Consider the following 18,733-nt stretch of genomic DNA (forward strand, 5'->3'; position numbering starts at 1 on the left):
CTTACAACAGCAGGCGGTTAAAGTAATCAAATGCTTATAAATTCATAGTAGAGTTAGCGCTTTAGGGTACAACAACATAAAATTAGAATCCTACGGGTCATGAGTGACTTGATACTCACGTAGCCTTTGTTACAGTGCGGTCACTTTTTAAACGATTCGTAGGATTTTTTATATAATTATTTAAAATTCACATATTTTTACTGTATAACTTTATTATAATAATTCAGTACGAAAAAATTATTTTATTATGAGGAAAAGATGAATCATTTAGTGTATAATATAAAAATATACTGTACGGATCAAAGGGGGAATTATGGGTGTTGCATTGGGAGAGCAACATAAAAAGCCCATAATATTCATAATATTGCGTAAGCATTAAGGAGTTTTTAGGAGAGATGAACCAGTTTTTTCGGCGGGGCCTGAGTGGCCTTGCCTTACTAGTTGCTGTCGTTGGTACAACTGGATGCCAACATGAGAGTCAGACAGAACAAGAAACGGTACGAACCGTATCGTACCGTGCCGTCATGGAGTCCAACAAACCGGTGTCTGAAAAGGTGGATACTTGGATTGCGGCCATGTCTCAAGAGGACAAGGTGGGTCAGCTGATGATGATCAGCCTTCATGGCAGTACGATAGGACAATCCCAAAAGGATGTGATTCGAAAATACCGTGTCAGTGGCGTTATGCTAACGAATGAAAATCTTATTAATAAGAACCAAGTGAAAACTTTCACCAGCGATATTATGCAAACGGCGATAACCTCTAGCATGGTGACACCCTATATCGGGGTACATCGTGATCGCATATTGTATGGGAATGAAAGTTTCTTGCGGTTGCCGAAGCCCAATCGGTGGGGGCAATTGCCTATGGATCGTATCATCAACTTGGCCACGCGATCTGCTATTGAAATGCGGGATATGGGTTTTAACCTAGTTATTGGGCCTAATGCTAATCTTGGTGTACCTAATATGTCCTATACATCCGATCCCACGTGGGCAGGCTATATAAACCTTGCCATGGTGGAGCGTTACCAAATTAATCATATGTGGTTCGCTTATAACTACTTTCCGGCGGTGACCTTAGGGGATGCGTCCTTTGGATCTGCTAATGAGGCGAAAGCGTATCTCAGCAATAATGATGTAGCCGTCTTTAAACGTCTCATTGCACAGACGACGGCGAATAGCTATATGCTCGTGATGAGCCATATTCAAATTCCCGCTATCGATAACGAGAATTTGGCGAGCTCCTCTAAGGCGATTATTGATGGTTGGCTTCGCAAGGAGCTTGGCTATAAAGGTATCGTTATGACAGACCGTATCGATGTGGGTGCTTTGCAATCTAACCAAAAGATAGGTGATTACGCTGTGGCCTCTATTTTGGCAGGCAGTGACCTCATTCTTGTTGATGCGGATACGATTCATATCGATGAAGTCCATCGTGCGCTGACCCAGGCGGTGGCGGATGGAACGATTACGACCGAGCGCCTCAACGAATCAGTTAAGCGCATTTTATTGATGAAAATGCAAACTCAAATTGAACCATAAAATATGTAGATATATCAGATTATGTAATCAGAAATTTACGAATTAGATATTTACTATTAAGAAGCTTAGTATAAGAACATTCAGTAACAATTTAATATACTTTATATGCAAATGACGTGCTATACCTTTTGGTAAGCACGTCATTTTTAATATATATAGATTAAAATATATGGCTTACCATATATAACTTATATAACTATGTCTTATAGGATATGTTGATATCAAACGTATATGAGAATAAAGTAATCATAAGGCCTTTTATGATAGTAAGGCAATACGTATCACATGAAAGCTCTGATTTATGGATAAAAAATTAACATAATAAAAAGCTATGTTAACTATATGAAAAAAGTTTAATAATGATTTAAAATTATGATATAATAATTTCCGTAAATAGTTGGAGGTGAGTATATGAATTTTGTGGGACGTGCTGAGATTATAGAGAGTATCCAGTCCCGAATTGCAATGGGCCGAATGAGCTTATGTGTTGTATATGGTCCTCATCGCAGTGGTAAATCCTATGTGGCTTCGCAGCTTGTACGCCGTCATAAGGCGGTATACTTGGCGGGGCGCATGGCTAATGAATCAGTCCATGTGGCTGATATAAATAGAGCTCTTGAGGCACGTTTTGTTCCTGCTGATGCTCAGGACAAGTTTGAGCCTGTAGAGACCTTGCATGAGGGCTTCGTAAGGCTTTTTGAAAGTAGTGTGAAAACACCTCAAACTGTGGTGATTGATGATTATCCTGCCTTGGTAGAGGCTGTATCTCAGTTTCCAATTCACTTGCGCGATTTGTTAGAAACTTATAAAGATACGAGTCGTTTGAACATCGTTTTGATGGCTAATGGCATGGAACAGCTCGATGGCCGCATCATTGGCAATCGCAGCCTTATCGGACCTTTCGTGTCCGAATATCTCGAGGTGAAACCATTTTCCTTGGTTGATATGAAATCCTTGGGCCTTCACTATGCAAAGGACGATTTGCGCACCGTCTTTGCCGTAACCGGTGGGTTACCTGCTTATGTGCAATACTTTGATAATGGTGAAAGCATCGATACGAATATTATTAATTTGTTCTTCTCAGTAACGGGAGCTTTCTTTGAAGAAACACAATATATTTTGCATCGAGATATGAAGAATATAACCGGTGCCAATGCTATTTTAACGGGTCTTGCTAGCTTGGAAAGACCGTACTACGTGGAGCTTTTACAAGAAAGCCAAATTAAAAGTGGCACCTTTACATCCCGTTTGAACGATCTTATGTCGATGGGGCTCGTGGGTCGCATTCAGGCAAGTAGCCGTGGGAATGCGAAGTATGCGGATTACCATTTCACGAACAGTATGTTCCATTTCTGGTACCGCTATGTATATAAATACTGGGGGGACATCGTGCGCGGTTATGGCGCTGATGTATATTATAATCATGTAAAACCGCAGCTAAAGGACTTTGTCCAAGCCGCGTGTATTGCGATTTAATCAGACAATTTCAGATTGAATACTATTACCCAATGATAGTATATATTTCCTCTTAAAATGACACCACATTACATATGTGGTGTCATTTTTAGTAATTATATATTTTCAGCAATTACCCTTTTGCTCGCATACTAATATTGTACTATGGATAGAAATTAAGGCTCAAATATAACAGAATATAGGGGAATTCCAAGGAATTGCCGATTTGTCAAAAAATTCTTTCCGCGGTATTGTGTACATAAGCGCTATGCCATGGCAGGAAAGGGGATTTATGTTATACACAAACGAAGAACCTTTAGTACAAAGAACATGTATTAAAACTGCAAACTTACAACATGACAACTATCAGTCAAAAAAATTAGAAACACAGGCATTACCATCTCATTCTTTATTATCGAAAGCTGATGAGTCTAGCCGAAGTATTCCAGAGGAGTTGAAATTACAGACTCTCGTCTGTGGTCATCAGGTCTTATCGTCCTTGTCGGACAAGAGTCTCGTGTCCATTTGTCAAAAGCCGAATATGAGGATTCAGACGGTAGGGTATCAGCCGTGGTCCGTTGACGAGCTTCGTCATGATGCGGCACAAATCGAGCTTTGTCGCAGGTATCGACCGCTCATCTTGCACTATACGAATCGCATGGGAAACCGCGAGTTCCGCGAGGACGTAGAGAGCTATCTTTGGGCGATCCTCATAGAATCGATTTATAGCTTTGATTTGGAAGGGCCGGTACCGTTCCCAGGCTTTGTGAAAGCTGGCATCATGTACGGTTATATGAGGTACTGGAAGCGGGAGCGATTGCGTTATCGCCGTGAAATTCACATCCCAGATCGCACCACCGATGATGGAGAAGTCGCCTTTGGTATGGATATCTTCGCATCTGGCGAGAATGTGGCGGATATGGTGATGAGTGCCGACGAAGAGCATAGGCTGCGAGCTCGTCTAGTGTGAGCTTTAGGCAGACTATCTCCTGATCAACGGGACCTACTGCGCCGTGTCTATGGTGAGTGTCAAAGCTTGGTATCGGTTAGTGAAGAGTTGAACTGCAGCCGCCAAGCCATTCAACGGCGCCACGAACGAGCCATTCGGAAGCTGCGCAGATATTTGAGTACGGACTTTGAAGACTTGCATATACATTAGTTATTATAATTTAATTTCTTATTTATATCCTATATATTGCATATTTCTTTTAATCTCGATTAACGAATATACATAAAATATGCAATTCTCAATTTAAATGAGAAAATAATGACACATCAAGATATATATAACTTTTACAAGATCATAAAGTCTTTAATTATACGTAAACTTCTATAGTTTTGTATATATATTTACAAATTATACAGGCTGATATACAATTAAGTCAGCAGCAGATTAAAGCATGCTAATCTGCTTTCACAGAACACGTGTTCATTGTATTGTTGAAAGGAATGTTCCTGATCAGATTGGAGAGGATTCCATGGCAATAGATGATAAACTAACAGATTTGATGGCCGCTCGGCTATCTAAGGGAGAAGATTTGGATTTGATCTACACGAATCCAAAGAATCACATTGTTTGTTTTATTCCTACCTATCAACCTAGTGGTGGGGACAGTACGAAGTGCTATTTTGTGGATGGACGCGAAGAAATGGTCCATCTGCCGATGCGAACGATTACGCGAGAGCTGGCGATGCAGGAAGGGCTGAGACCCAACTACATCATGACCAGCGATGGTCGACGCAGCAGCTATACCGCGCCTAAGACCTATGGTCCGCATCTAACCTTTGCGCATATTAAATGTCGCCGCCCTATCGGCAAGGACGTGGTGTACGGCCTCTTTAACGTGGCTATACCCTATGAATATATCGTTACGGAAGGTCCGGAACCGGATACGAGCTATATTCATGTGGCGGACTTTGCACCGATCTTGGTGTACCAATCCCCACGTCATGTCAAACACAAACTGAACGAAGCGATGCTAGAACACTGCAACTACGTGCGAAAAATGTTAGCCCGCATCAAACTCAGCCAAAACCCTCAAGTCGTGGCCGAACTATTTATCGCATGGAGAGACCTAACGAGATAAATCGTTGGACGGTGAAAGTACAAGTAGGAGGGTGGAGAGAAATCTGGAAAAGGAGGATAGGCGTATAGGAAAATAAACGAAACTGCGGGAGTAGTAAAGATAAAACGTAGATACTAATGCAAACCCACCTCTATCAGGGGTGGGTTTATTTTTATGATTATAATGTTATTCTTCATAAATTTATAGATTTTATTTGCTCATTTAGGTTACAATAATATGAGTATTTAGAAAGGGGTTGCATGCATGAGGAAAATAGACTTAGCGTCACCAGTGGTAAAGTGGGTTGGTGGTAAACGTCAGTTATTAGAACGATTAATGCCACTATTTCCTGACACCTATACGAGCTATTGCGAGCCATTTATTGGTGGTGGTGCTGTATTATTTGCACTGCAACCAGAGAACGTAATTATCAATGATATTAATAGCGAGTTGATTGGGGTTTATCAAGCTATTAAAGATAATGTAGATGCATTAATTAAAAGGTTGGAGCAGTTTGAGAACACAAAAGAGTGCTTTTATGATGTCCGAGGTTGGGACCGTAATGCAGCGGTTTATAATGAATTAACTGATATTGATAAGGCTGCGCGTGTTATATTTCTAAATAAGACTTGCTATAACGGTTTGTATCGTGTAAATAGTGCAGGTGAGTTTAATACTCCTTTTGGACGCTATAAAAAACCTAATATTGTTAATGAAAGTACACTTCGTGCTGTTAATAAATACTTTAAAACTGCTAACGTAACAATATTGAATACGAGCTATTTTGAAGCTGTTCAAGGTTTACCAGAAAATAGTTTTGTTTATTTGGATCCCCCATATGATCCAATATCTGTAACAGCTAGTTTTACTGGTTATAATGCTGGGGGATTTAGTCGAGAAGATCAAATTGCATTACGTGATTGTTGTCGGAATCTTGATGCGGCTGGCATTAAATTTATGCTTTCGAACTCTGCAACAGAATTTATACAGGATATTTATAGTGATTTTAATATTACTATTGTTCCTGCAAAACGTGCTATTAATTCTGTAGGATCAAAACGTGGCTGTGTAGATGAGGTTGTAGTTAGAAATTATGAGTAAAACAAAAAAGGCACGAAAAATAGATTTAACTTGGACCAACTTAGATAATAAATATAATATTATTAAAGCTATTAATGATAAGGGATATTTTATAATCTCTGCAGATCAGATTAAAGAGTTTCAAGAAGCACGATTAGCCGTTAAATTTGATCATTCTGATGCACGACCAGAGTTATTTATAAAAAATAATTTATCAATTTTACCAATTACTCGAGGAGATTATTATATCTCTCATATAAATGCGTATCATAATTTTGAATCAGATGCATCAGATATTACATATTTAAGTCCTCCTGAACATATAAAAAGCCTAGATGTAAGAACTATTAATAGTGAAAGCAAAGCTTTGAATATGGCATATATATCGGGCATTTTTGCGGATTTTTTGGAGGATGAAAACTTATTACCTACCGTTTCCGGTCGTATGAGTTCTGAGTCATTTGCCTTCTATGCGAATGTTGTTAGTGAAGCTAAAACTGGTGAAGATTCAGCTGTAACAGTTGAAAACTCTCAAATTGAAATTGATGCAGCTTATGAAGGTATTAATAGTCTTGCCTTGCTGGAAGCTAAACGAGATTTGACCGATAATTTTTTGATTCGCCAACTATATTATCCATTTCGTACATGGCATCAAAAAATGGATAGAAAGTTAGTACGACCAATATTTTTAATTTATACAAATAGTATTTTTTATCTTTATGAATATAGGTTTAATGATTTGCAACATTATAATTCCTTAGAATTAGTGAAACATAAACGATATTGCCTAGAAGATACAAATATTTCAAATGAAGATGTACGAAAAGTGTTGAGAAATATACGGTTTAATAAGGAGCCAAATATTCAATTCCCACAGGCTAATTCTTTTGAACGAGTTATTAATATTTGTGAATTACTTTATATTAATGATGTGGAAAAGAACTTTATTACAGAAGAGTATTCATTTGATGCACGCCAATCTTCTTATTATCTGGATGCAGCAAGATATTTAGGCCTTGTAGAAAAATCATTAGATTTAGATGGTCATGATTGTTATAGATTGACAAAATTAGGGAAATCTTTGTTCTCTATGTCCTATAAACAACGCCAGATAAAATTAATTGAAACTATTTTATCTTATAAGAGTTTTAATCTAGCATATAAAGCTTCTTGTAAATCTAAAGAAAGACTTTCTGATAGTGATATTATAGGTTTTATGAAACGGGCTGGTGTTATCAACCCTAAAACAGGATTGCCATATAGTAATGCAACTTACAAAAGACGTTCTGGTACGATAAGAGCTTGGATTCGTTGGATTGGAGACATTATTAATTACTAATCGATTAGATATTAAATTGTTAGTTTATATTAGTTTTCTACTTATAGATATAATTTAATATCTATAAAGTCGTTTATTTTTATAAAACTACCTATGAGTTAAAGTTCTATTGTTTTATTAAGTATACTGAATAAGCAATAATCATACTTTATATAGAGAAAATCTTATCCACAATACTATATATTGTAATGTGGATAACATTTTAATTGACATTAATGTTTTTTAATCTTATAGTAAAGGTGAACTTTTGATTAGGTCAGTTACTAGAGGCTTATAGATTTTTCGCGGAATTTATAAGGATTAAAAGACATAATTTGTGTTCTTTACTCTCTGTCCTTGCCTTAGAGGTCGTAGATTAATCTACGACCTCTTTTGCATTTTTTGAGATATTTATATATGGTATAATTTAAATGGTGCGGGGCCCCGTCATAATTTTATTATGAAAGGAGGACTGACCTTGTCAAATCAAAAGTTTAAAAGCAATGTTATTTTTAGGGCTTGGCGGATTGATAAAAAAACTGGCAAGAAGTTATGGGCAAGAGACTATGGTTTAAAAGCCTGGCCAATTCCTATTTCTGAACTAAAGAAATGATTGCATAGCCTCCACGGTTGACGCACAAATGAGGTGTCGCGAACCTCATGAAAAAGAGACCTACAAGTTGTAGGCCTCTTTTTTTGTTAGTTTAAATTATATTTAAGGTTGCCATTTAGAGTACCCAAATCCCATCATAATAATGCTCACGACAAGCATGCCGTTACCAAGGGTAATGGCGCTTTCACTTGTGGCTAGACAGGTAATAAAGGATCCGATGCCCATAATGATTGTGCCTAGTATAGCAGATAGTTTATGAATTGCCATGATAATCATCCTTTGCTTTCACTAACAACATTAGGTTTAACAATATACGTAATGACTGCGTACAGTAGGGCACCGATTACAATCCCGTTCAGCGAAGCTAGGCCGAATGATATGAATTTAACACAGATCAATGCGATGGCCCATGTGATCCATGGAACTAGATTCCATTTTTTGAAAGTCGCTTTGTGGTAATCGATATATTTTCCGCGATGAACCAGGTAAAAGTCTGCTAAGATAATACCGCATAGTGGCGGAACGATGATGCCTAGTGTACTTAAGAATACAAAGAGGGAGTCGATTTTATATGGCTGTGTCATTGTTGCTAATGCAGAGATAGCAATGAGCACGGCTAGCATAATATTTCTGTTTAGTTTGAAAGAATTTGCTAGGTTCAATGATGTGGAATACAGGTTCGCACCATTTGTGGTAAAGATATTTGTAGTCAATAATAGTAAGCTTGGGAACACGAGGCCAAAGCTTAATAGTACGTTGATTAAGTCACCATCATTCATAGCAACGCCTGCGATAGCGCCGCAGCTAATCATCAACGTATTGCCGCCCAATAGACCGATTGTGCTCGCTGTAATAACATCTTTCTTGCTTTTACCATAACGCATAATATCGGCGATACATGTAGCAGTGGAAAGAATCCATGTACCGATAACGATGGTAATACCTGAAAGTAAATCGATAGGTTGCAATGGCATATAGTTAAATAGTTCTTGCCAGCCACCGATTGTTTGAACCGAGCGAGCCGCCGTTCCTAGGGAGAGGAATACGATGGACGGAATCGCAATATAGCCGAATACGGCAAGTGATTTAATACCGAGAACTGCAAAGATACCCATGATAACGGCGCTGAGCATCATAGCAATGATTTCGCCTGTGTAGGAAAGGTTGAATACTTGAGCAATAAAATGTCCATATAAAGCCGCTTGAATCGTGTACCAACCTAGATTGACGATAGGTACGAAGAGAGAGGCAATTCTAGATCCTTCCTGACCGAAGCTGTATCTCGTCAAAAGGGCAAAGGTAAGGCCTGTTTTATAGGCGATTACACTCACTAGCCCTGCGATGATACATAAGAAAATATTCCCTAGAATCATGGCCAATAGTAATTCGTTGAAAGTCAGCCCCGCAGCTAATCCGCCTCCAGCCATCATACTAGTAACAAGAAAAACGAACCCAGTCCAAACGATGGTGAGAGAAAAGCAGGATTTCCTTGCTCCTAACGGGACAGGCTCTCTAGAATACTCATTATCTGTGTTCGTATCAACTGGTTCTACAAACTCTAATTTCTCCTTACTCATACATCTATACTCCTTTACGTAATAAAAAAGCTACCATGATGCGTTTTAAGATTTATATAAGCATGGTAGTAAAGAACTATTATGTAGTGTAAATATAGTGAATTTTTCTAATAAAGGATGAATATTTAATTTTTCATAAACGAATGGTATTTGTCTTCATTAAAACATACGTAGAATGAATATTCAATATGTATATTATGCATATTAAGCAATGTTGAGAGTGAGACATATTCTATAAATTAATAGTGATATAGATATTCGGTATCTTGTTAAAAGAATAGAGGCAGTACTATTATATTTTACATTAGTACTGCCTTTTGGTTTGTTTTAATTATTGTAGTAGTGCTAAAGTATTCTGTGGTCTTGATATTATACAAATATTTTCATGATAACCATGGAAATCAATGCATTTACCACGCTGATCGTCATAAGCATTGGCCAATACTTTTTAGGTACTTCAACTACACCTAGTAATCGACCCATGTATTGGATTTGGGAGCCCATTAAGAGTAGAGCTGGAGCCAAAATAGTCACTTGTATCATATCAATCGTATTGTTAGAAAGCAAGTTAACTGCAACACCGATACCAGCAGAGTAGGATAACCAGGCTGTTAACAAGATGGTTACGCTTTCACCTGGAAGACCAAATAAAGCCATTGCAGGAGCAAATAGGTTACCTAAAAATGCCATGATGCCTAAGATACGTAATAGCTCGGCAAGTGTGTATGCCATCAATACATTTGGTAATAAGTTTTGAGTGGCTAGCGTAAAGCCTTTTCGTGCACCACGAATAAATATATCAAATGGATTATTTGTTTCTTTATTGTTGCTCATCTTTGAAATCTCCCTTGAATACTGTATTAAGTGCGATTCGACATACGGCACCACCGAAGAACTTCATAACAAATACTACGATGAGTGGAAGGATAATTGGTACTGTTAAGTACGCAAAAATAGCAGATCCAATGGCTACGTAGTTGTTAATCATGCCCGCACCGCTATACTGCCATGCCGTCATGATTGTTAATTCTTTACGGTTAACTAGATTGTTGTCGTAAAGGTCTTTGGTAATCGCTGCACCTGCATCTGTACTTTGTAAGTCCGTAATCATTGCAAGGCCAGTTAATCCAGGGATACCTAAAATAGGTTTCAATAATGGAGTCATTAATTTATGGGCTGCACGGATTGCACCGTAATGTTCTAAAATCTCAAGTACACCCAATGCCAACATAACTGTTGGTGTTAAGCTCAAGGCAAAGAGGAAGCCTGCGCGAGCGCTGACGCCACCTTCCCCAATAAAGGTGTTTTTTGCAGGGGTAACCATGGTACCAAATTTACCAGAAACAGTCGCAAAGTCTAATGCAGAGAGCCATTTAAAACCTTCTACATTGTTAAGTAATCCTGAGAAGAATAGGATTGCTACAGCTAATGCAATATAGCAACCGACCGTTACCTTCTTAGTAAATTGAGTATAGTTTTTCTCATTGTTAGGGTCACTCATGATCTTAACCTCCTACATAAAATACATAGAGTTATATGATTTATAATTATATAGTAGAGATAATAAATAGTGCAAGAACATCATTTGTAAAAGTTATATATATTATTAAAAGTTTTTATTTCAACTGATTTAAAAGCAGATATTTGTGTAGTATAATTAATGTGTTAGACGCTATTCTATAGAAAGAGGTGTTGGCGATGAGTGAAGTATTAAATTTCTATAATTATTTACATACAATTCCTGAAGAAGGTTTTCAAGAGCTCAAGACTTCCGCATTTTTAGCAGAAAAATTGGAAAGTTACGGCTACGATGTAACACGTAATGTGGGCGGAGAAACGGGTATCATCGGTATCTATGATAGCGGTAGATCTGGTCCTGTGGTAGCGCTTCGTGCCGACATGGATGCGCTTGGTCATATTATCGATGGTAAACATGTATCTCGTCATACTTGTGGTCATGATGGACATATGTCAATGCTGTTGGCTGCGGCTCAAATTATTAAAGAAAAACAATTAGTAAAACGAGGTAAGTTAAAGATTTTATTCCAACCCGCGGAAGAGCTAGGTTCTGGTGCGACTAGTATGATTAGGGGTGGAGCTATTGATGATGTAGAATACATTTTTGGTGCGCATGTGCGTCCATTTGAAGAAGCAGAAAATGGTCAGGCTAGTCCTGCGATTCATTATGCGTCCTCTTGCCGTATGGTCATTGCTTTTCATGGCAAGCCAGCTCATGGTGCCCGCCCTCATTTAGGGATTAATGCTTTGGATGCAGCGGTTCAAGCGGTTAATGCAGTTAATGCTATCCATTTAAAACCAACTGATAATTATAGTGTTAAGGCGACTCGTTTCCTTTGTGACTCTGGCGTAACGAATGCGATTCCAGCGAAAGCGGTTGTTACATGGGATTTACGTGCACAATATAATAAAACGATGGATGAGCTTTGTGCTAAGTTTTTACCAGCTATTGAAGGGGCAGCTGCTTCTATCGGTGCAACTGTTGAGGTTTTGGATTCCTTCCGTATTCCTGCGGCTGAATTAAATGATGAGGCAACGGCTCTATTAGCTGACTCTATATCTTCTATTCTTGGTGAAAGCAACTGTATTGATCCAATTTACACACCAGGTGGTGAAGATTTCTTCTTCTACACTGTGGAAAAGCCAAGCTTAAAAGCAGGTTTCTTTGGGCTTGGGTGTAATTTGCGGCCAGGTTTGCATCATCCTGACATGAGTTTTGATACAAGTGCCTTAGAAAATGGTGTTTCTATTTGGATCGATTTAGTAGAACGGCTATTAGGAGAATAAGTGTTTGTTGCTAAGCTTGGAGAAACACATGAGGTTTAATTCTGTTGTAGGAATAATACTTAAACCTTGGCTATAATGCAATCTTTCTATAAAATTTTAGCTATATTAAAAGAACCATTAACACAATACGGTGGATTGTGTTAATGGTTCTTTTTGTGGTAGTGAAACTACGACTTATGCAACATAGTCATTTTTAAATTCTTCATGAATGTGTTATTGTTATGTTTGTAATGACTTAGATGCACTATATGTCTTTCAGAGGCATCAAAAGTGATCTAACAGATTATGTATATTGTTAAATGTATCATTAGTTTTAGTAGGAAATAGAAATGTATTAGAAGATAATGAGCTAATATGTTTCTTTGGATATGAATATGGTTCAATCAATAGAGCGTGGTATAGAGATACTCAAGTTATTAGAGGCGGGCCCGCTTGGTGTGACCGAGTTGGCGAATGCGACGGCGTTGCCCAAGGCCACTGTCCATCGGTTACTCAAGACCTTTGAAGCTCATCATTGGGTTGAGTTTAATAGGGTCAAGAAGTATCAGTTGTCTTGGGGCATTTTGCCGATGGCAAAGTCTTTCCTTACGTCTTTGGATGTGCGTGCCATTGCGCAGCCCTACATGGTGTCCATTCGGGATCAGTTGCAGCAGTCCGTGAATTTGTTCTTGGCACAGGGCGATTATCGCATATGTATCGAGCGCGTTGCGGCGGACAAGCCGTTGCGTAACGATATCAAGATCGGCACGGTCTATCCTATCTTTAAAGGGGCGGCTGGCAAGATCTTTGGTGCCTATCTGGCGGACTTCAAGGATACGGATATGAGTGCTGATGAAAGTTCCCAAATTCGTCATGATGGGTATGTGGTGACTCGAGGCAATCGTGTGCCTGATGCGGCATCCATCGCAGTTCCTATCTTTTCCTTTGGCAATAAGCTAGAGGCGGTCATGACCATTTCTGGTCCTATAGGAGACTACACGGAAGAACGTGTCAATGAGTATCTATCGGTGATGATCGCATTAGGTCAAACTATTTCCAAACACATGGGGGCGACCTTATAAATTTATTTTTTTTTGCTCACTATTTGAAATGATGTTCCATTATACGGAACAAAGATAAATACGTTAAAGCGTATTAAAGTATATTAATACGCATTTAAAGCATATAAAAGTGCATTAAAGGTATTAATAGGGGAATAGTTATTAGATAGGGAATAGAGAAAGACGTATTAGGTACGGGTTCGACTTGTGTTATTAGATACAGGTCTCATAAGATTTGTATTTATAGTTATAGGAATTTAGGATTTTATAGTATGTATGTTGGAGGTAGAAATGAGTCAGCTTTTACAAGAGATTGAAGCATTAAGAAAGCCCATGAAGGAGTTAAACGATTTCATTTTCGATCATCCTGAGCTCGGAAATGAAGAGTTTAAAGCTCATGAGTTGTTGACGAATTTATTAGAGAAGGAAGGGTTCACCGTTGACCGTGAGGTGAGTGGTCTTAAAACTGCGTTTAGAGCGGTATACCACGTAAATGGTGGCGGCCCTAACATCGGCTTGCTTTGCGAGTACGATGCTCTTGAGGGCTTGGGCCATGCGTGTGGTCATAATTTACAAGGTCCGTCAATCTGCACGGCGGCAATCGCCTTGAAACGGACGTTACAAGCACCTTGTACGTTGGTTGTGTACGGTACGCCTGCAGAGGAAACGGCTAGCGGCAAGCTCGTTATGGCCCGTGAAGGAGTGTTTGACGATTTAGACATTGCTTTCATGATGCACGGCAGCGATACGACCACGGTAGACGGCAAGTCTTTGGCGCTCAATCTCGTGAATATCAAGTTCCACGGCAAATCTGCTCATGCCGCGATTGCCCCAGAGAAGGGCATCAGCGCCTTAGATGCGGTATTGTTGTTCTTTAACGGCATGGAGTACTTGCGCGAGCACGTACCGACTGAGGTTCGTATGCACGGCATCATCACTGACGGCGGCAAGGCGGCGAACATCGTACCTGATTATGCGTGTACCCAATGGTATATTCGTTCCTCTAGTCGCATTCGTCTCGACGAGGTTGTAGCACGTGTGAAAGACGTGGCACAAGGTGCCGCTTTACAGGTGGGCGCTACGATGGAATGGGAAGAGGTTAAGGCGTACGACAACAAAGTCAATGTACAAACCTTGAACGATATACTTTTAAAAAATGCAGAAAAGGTAGGGGCACCAGAGATTTCCGAGCCTCGCAAAGTGACGGGATCTACTGACTTCTCTAGTGTTACATTCCGCGTGCCAGGTGCCTGCTTGCGCGTGAAATTCGTAGGCAAGGGAGTGACGAGCCACTCTCAAGAATGGCTAGACAATGGTAAAAGCCAGTTAGCTGAGGACGCTATCATGTATGGCGCGAAGGGCATTGCCTTATCTGTTCAAGAAATCCTTGAAACACCAGGCTTGTTAGAAAAAATCCAAGAAGATTTCAAACAAGCAAAGGAAACGTTCTAGAACGAAATGTTCTAAGAATAGTCATGTCGTGTATCGGATGGTACGCATTGTGCAACTAAAATCGCTAGAATAGTTACTAGTGAATTTGAAGTTTGGATTTAATGGTATCAGTAATAGTATGTTGTTAAAATGGAGGGAACATGTATGAATTTGTTAGTCTGTTTGTTGGTTATCGTCATAACGGGGACGCTTGTTATCAAGAAGTTTAAAGCGCAAACCGTATTATTATTGGGCGGTCTCATTATGATGTTCGCCGCGTACTTGCTTGGCTATACAACATCTTTCGTAGAAGCAAAAAAGGCTACAGGGGTTCTTTTTTTTGATGCATTTGAATTTATTAATATTACTACTGCTAAAGATGCGGCGAACCTTGGTCTCATGATCATGACTTGTACTGGTTTCGCGAAGTACATGGACCACATTGGTGCTAGCTCTCGCCTTGTTGTAACAGCCATTAAACCGCTTGGTAAAATGAAATCTGCATACCTAGTAATGGCGCTTACATTTATCCTAAATATGTTCATGTCCCTTGTAATTCCAAGTGCTTCTGGCCTTGCAATGCTTATGATGGTGACAATCTTCCCAATTCTTGTACGCTTAGGTGTTAGTCCTGTAGGTGCTGCAGCGGCTGTTGCTACAGGTCACTTGCTCGACATCGGTCCTGCCTCTGCCACTACATTGCTCGTATCCAAAACAGTAAACATGCCTGTTCATGAGTACTTTGTAGATTATCAGTTGAAAGTATATATTATCTGTGGTTTAATGGCTGCTATTGCTCATTTCGTATGGCAAAAATACTTGGATAAAAAGTCTGGCCATGTTCCTACGGAATATGTGGAGGCTCATAAATCTGATGACCTCGAAGTTGGTCCATTACCGTATATATTCTTACCATTGTTGCCATTAATCTTTATCCTTGGCTTCAGTGAATATGGTATTCAAGGTGTTAAGATGAATGTAAACCTTGCGATGTTCCTTAGTTTGTTTATCGCTATGGGCTGTGAACTTATCCGTCATCGCGACTTCCGTAAAATGGCGGCTAGCATCCAAACCTTCTTCAAAGGTATGGGCGACCAATTTGCTAACACTGTAACATTGATCGTTGCAGGTGAAACGTTTGCTTTCGGCTTAACTTCTTTGGGTATCGTAAAAGAATTCGTTGCTGCTATCCAAGGCCTTGCTATTTCTGCTGATGTAGTAGGTGTTATCGTATCTACAATTATTACAGGTTTAAGTATCGTAATGGGCTCTGGCGTTGCATCTATGTTTGCATTTGCTCCATTGGTTCCAAATTTTGCAGCTGACCTAGGTGGTAATGCGACAACAATTCTTCTCGGTATGCAAAATGCAGCGAGCGTAGGCCGCCTACTCAGCCCAATTAGTGCTGTTATGATCGCTGTAGCTGGTATTGCAAATATCTCTAGCTTCGATCTTGTAAAACGTACAAGCGTACCTGTAATCGTTACCTTCATTACAAGTACAATTGCTATTTGGATTATTCACTAATTTGAAGTTGGTAATTTATAAATAAATAAGAAAATAGATAAAGGCTCTATCTTAATTGGTAGAGCCTTTTTGTCTATACATCATTAAATTATCGTTCTTGGATACTCTTTAATGTTACGATAGGTATAGATTACGTATCGTATATTAGTTCGTTCTATAATAGACTTAGGATAGTTAGATGAGGTTGGGTCTCTCTTCGTTTTTGAAGGGAGGGATAAGCCTATGAGTGATTATGAATTAATCATGCTCTTATTACAGGTGATAACTGTGGTTATTGCTTTTGGGGCATTAATAGCGCTTATTTGTCTTACAAAAGACAAATAGCCCTCCGTTGCCTAGTGTAACTAGATAACTGAAAGGCCATTTCTTCATATTTTTATGTAACTAGAGATGAGCCTGACGGTACGACTCGTCTGACTATCTTCTTATATTATAATAAGGTTATTATATATCGTCAAATTATGATGAACACGTGTATGGCATACAGTTTGATAATGTCGTTGTAAAATAGGAAAAACTCCTATTGGCTTTCACCGATAGGAGTTTTTGGTTTTATAATTGTAATTTTATAGTACTTTTAGGCCTATTATTAAACCACAGATTATAACAAACTAATTATATTTCTTTTACATCATCAGGTATAGCCGGAGGAGCGGGTGGTTTACCCATAGATCTTTCAATGAACACGACAGCCACAAAGACGATGAGGCTGACGATGGAACCGAAGATGATAGACATGATGCCATATGGGTTGCCAACGAATTCCCAGTACACGCCTGCGATGGAGCCGAGCACGATGGACCAAATGCCAGCGCCAGCTGTTGCATTTTTCCACGTGAGGCCAAGTAGGAATGCAGCGAATGGGCCAGCGGATCTCATGGTGAAAGCAAATACGAGCATCGGAATGATGGCTTTGCTCACGAGGGAGATGATGATGGCGATGATGCCGAGGAATAGCACGCACAGACGGCTATATCTAGTGAGTTGAGCGTCGGTGAGGCTTTTACCAAAATGATGTTCCACAATATCCTTGGTAAATACTGTTGCGGCACCTAAGAGGTCGCCTGCGCCTGATGAAAGCGTAGCCGAAACGACCGCAGCCATAACGAAGCCTGCCATTACAGGAGGCATGAGGTTAAGCGCTACCGTTGCCACCGCATTGTTCGCTTCGATGTTCGGAAATTCAGCCAATGCTACGAGGCCTAAAATTGCAGGAACAAAGGCGAATAGAGCCATGATAATCCCACAAATGATAGAACCGAGAACGGCCGTTCTTTCGTCCTTCGCCGCAAAGTACCGTTGAATGGATTCTTGGCCGGTGGAGAAGGTCATGAAGTACATGATAATGAGGCCGATGATGGTTTTCCAACCAACCTTCGTAAATCCTAATTGTTCAGGCGGCAATTTCGCTACTACCGATTCCCAGCCACCCACATTGTGCAATACGAATGGCACCGCGAGGGAGAAGCCCCCAACGAGGACGAAGAAATGGATAACGTCCGTCATCGTTACGCTCCACATACCGCCGGACATGGTGTAAATTACGAGTACCGCGCCACAGATGAGGATAGCGAGTTCTGTTGAAAGTCCGGTGAGAACGCTAATAATGGTTGCAGTTGCTGTAATCTGTACGCCTGCAAGTGTAATCGTTGCCAGCATGGACAGAATGGAAGTAATGAGATGGCTAGACGCGCCGAAACGACGGCCGATGATCTCTGGCACTGTTGTTGCCATGGCACGCCGCAAGAGTGGTGCGATGAAAGCAACGAGGATAACACCAATTCCTGCAGATACTACGTACCAACCTGCAGATAAACCCCAAGAACCATATGCTTTCGCTGCTACACCTACGGTACTCCCACCACCGATTTCCGTAGCTGCTAATGTGCCTGCCGTCATAAGAACCCCAATACGACGACCTGCGAGTAGATAGTCAGTACTATCTTTTACACGAATATGACAATACACGCCGACTAATAAATTCAGTAATAAATAGGCGCAAACAATAATCCAAATAATAGTCAGAGAATCCATATGACATCTCCAAAAATTTACACTATCTAGAGATTCATACTAAATCACCCTTACTACTTGCGGTGCATATATCAAGTATAGTTTAATTATCCATAAAAACTGGGGAAAATACAAAGAGGAGTTTTATTGCTTGTTGGAGAAAATATATACATTGGGAATAGAAAAATCCCGTTATTAACGGGATTTTTCTATGTATTTATCTGTATATCTCTATTATTCGTTTCTTATTGTATCGCATATTAG

16 protein-coding genes and 2 pseudogenes are annotated in these 18,733 nt (G+C 39.7%); 13 read left to right on the forward strand and 5 right to left on the reverse strand.

What is annotated here, in order from left to right:
- Positions 1–395: 395 nt before the first annotated feature.
- From Q7O55_RS04255 to Q7O55_RS04290, 8 genes and pseudogenes are all read left to right on the forward strand, one after another.
- Positions 396–1,544: a glycoside hydrolase family 3 N-terminal domain-containing protein gene (locus tag Q7O55_RS04255; protein WP_303928695.1), complete on the forward strand. Its 1,149-nt coding sequence runs from the start codon at positions 396–398 to the stop codon at positions 1,542–1,544.
- Between the two features lie 411 nt (positions 1,545–1,955).
- Positions 1,956–3,020 carry an ATP-binding protein gene (locus tag Q7O55_RS04260; protein ID WP_303928697.1) on the forward strand — a complete coding sequence of 355 codons (1,065 nt, stop codon included), beginning with the start codon at positions 1,956–1,958 and terminating at the stop codon, positions 3,018–3,020.
- A 271-nt stretch (positions 3,021–3,291) separates the two neighbouring features.
- Entirely contained in the window at positions 3,292–3,969 is a 678-nt protein-coding gene (locus Q7O55_RS04265) for a sigma-70 family RNA polymerase sigma factor (RefSeq protein ID WP_303928698.1), read from the forward strand.
- Between the two features lie 12 nt (positions 3,970–3,981).
- Positions 3,982–4,158 (forward strand): annotated as a pseudogene (locus Q7O55_RS04270) (sigma factor-like helix-turn-helix DNA-binding protein); the annotation flags it as partial.
- Positions 4,159–4,477: 319 nt separating this feature from the next.
- A complete protein-coding gene (locus Q7O55_RS04275) occupies positions 4,478–5,086 on the forward strand; it encodes a hypothetical protein (protein WP_004694448.1) in 609 nt (202 codons plus the stop codon).
- Positions 5,087–5,329: 243 nt separating this feature from the next.
- On the forward strand, positions 5,330–6,166 hold the full coding sequence (locus Q7O55_RS04280; RefSeq protein WP_303928699.1) for a DNA adenine methylase: 837 nt from the start codon (positions 5,330–5,332) through the stop codon (positions 6,164–6,166).
- Complete coding sequence (locus Q7O55_RS04285) at positions 6,159–7,484, forward strand: hypothetical protein (protein WP_303928701.1); 1,326 nt, start codon at positions 6,159–6,161, stop codon at positions 7,482–7,484. The genes Q7O55_RS04280 and Q7O55_RS04285 overlap by 8 nt, the downstream gene beginning before the upstream one ends.
- A gap of 457 nt (positions 7,485–7,941) precedes the next feature.
- Positions 7,942–8,076, forward strand: coding sequence for a hypothetical protein (locus Q7O55_RS04290; protein ID WP_303928703.1), 135 nt, complete (start codon positions 7,942–7,944; stop codon positions 8,074–8,076).
- A 102-nt stretch (positions 8,077–8,178) separates the two neighbouring features.
- On the opposite strand, the gene Q7O55_RS04295 is transcribed toward Q7O55_RS04290, so the two are convergent.
- The 4 genes from Q7O55_RS04295 to Q7O55_RS04310 all read right to left on the reverse strand — a co-directional run bounded on the left by Q7O55_RS04295 (position 8,179) and on the right by Q7O55_RS04310 (position 11,154).
- A complete protein-coding gene (locus Q7O55_RS04295; protein WP_165850987.1) occupies positions 8,179–8,343 on the reverse strand; it encodes a hypothetical protein in 165 nt (54 codons plus the stop codon).
- 5 nt (positions 8,344–8,348) lie between these two features.
- The gene (locus Q7O55_RS04300; protein WP_303928704.1) at positions 8,349–9,653 is read right to left on the reverse strand and encodes a cytosine permease; all 1,305 of its coding nucleotides are present in this window, start codon (positions 9,651–9,653) and stop codon (positions 8,349–8,351) included.
- Positions 9,654–10,022: 369 nt separating this feature from the next.
- Positions 10,023–10,487 carry a YjiG family protein gene (locus Q7O55_RS04305; protein ID WP_058948320.1) on the reverse strand — a complete coding sequence of 155 codons (465 nt, stop codon included), beginning with the start codon at positions 10,485–10,487 and terminating at the stop codon, positions 10,023–10,025.
- Positions 10,474–11,154: a nucleoside recognition domain-containing protein gene (locus Q7O55_RS04310; protein ID WP_303928706.1), complete on the reverse strand. Its 681-nt coding sequence runs from the start codon at positions 11,152–11,154 to the stop codon at positions 10,474–10,476. Before Q7O55_RS04310 ends, Q7O55_RS04305 begins: the two co-directional genes overlap by 14 nt.
- A gap of 197 nt (positions 11,155–11,351) precedes the next feature.
- On the opposite strand from Q7O55_RS04310, the gene Q7O55_RS04315 reads away from it, so the two are divergent.
- From Q7O55_RS04315 to dcuC, 5 genes and pseudogenes are all read left to right on the forward strand, one after another.
- The gene (locus tag Q7O55_RS04315; RefSeq protein WP_303928708.1) at positions 11,352–12,458 is read left to right on the forward strand and encodes an amidohydrolase; all 1,107 of its coding nucleotides are present in this window, start codon (positions 11,352–11,354) and stop codon (positions 12,456–12,458) included.
- Between the two features lie 374 nt (positions 12,459–12,832).
- Positions 12,833–12,973 (forward strand): annotated as a pseudogene (locus Q7O55_RS04320) (helix-turn-helix domain-containing protein); the annotation flags it as partial.
- Between the two features lie 54 nt (positions 12,974–13,027).
- On the forward strand, positions 13,028–13,519 hold the full coding sequence (locus tag Q7O55_RS04325) for an IclR family transcriptional regulator (protein WP_303928728.1): 492 nt from the start codon (positions 13,028–13,030) through the stop codon (positions 13,517–13,519).
- A gap of 270 nt (positions 13,520–13,789) precedes the next feature.
- Entirely contained in the window at positions 13,790–14,950 is a 1,161-nt protein-coding gene (locus Q7O55_RS04330) for a M20 family metallopeptidase (RefSeq protein WP_303928710.1), read from the forward strand.
- 144 nt (positions 14,951–15,094) lie between these two features.
- The gene (gene dcuC / locus Q7O55_RS04335) at positions 15,095–16,456 is read left to right on the forward strand and encodes a C4-dicarboxylate transporter DcuC (RefSeq protein ID WP_303928712.1); all 1,362 of its coding nucleotides are present in this window, start codon (positions 15,095–15,097) and stop codon (positions 16,454–16,456) included.
- 615 nt (positions 16,457–17,071) lie between these two features.
- Here dcuC and Q7O55_RS04340 read toward each other — a convergent pair.
- Entirely contained in the window at positions 17,072–18,490 is a 1,419-nt protein-coding gene (locus tag Q7O55_RS04340) for a sodium:solute symporter (protein WP_303928713.1), read from the reverse strand.
- Between the last annotated feature and the right edge of the window lie 243 nt (positions 18,491–18,733).

Origin of the sequence: Veillonella parvula, assembly GCF_945949885.1 — a bacterium.
GTDB lineage: Bacteria > Bacillota > Negativicutes > Veillonellales > Veillonellaceae > Veillonella > Veillonella parvula_B.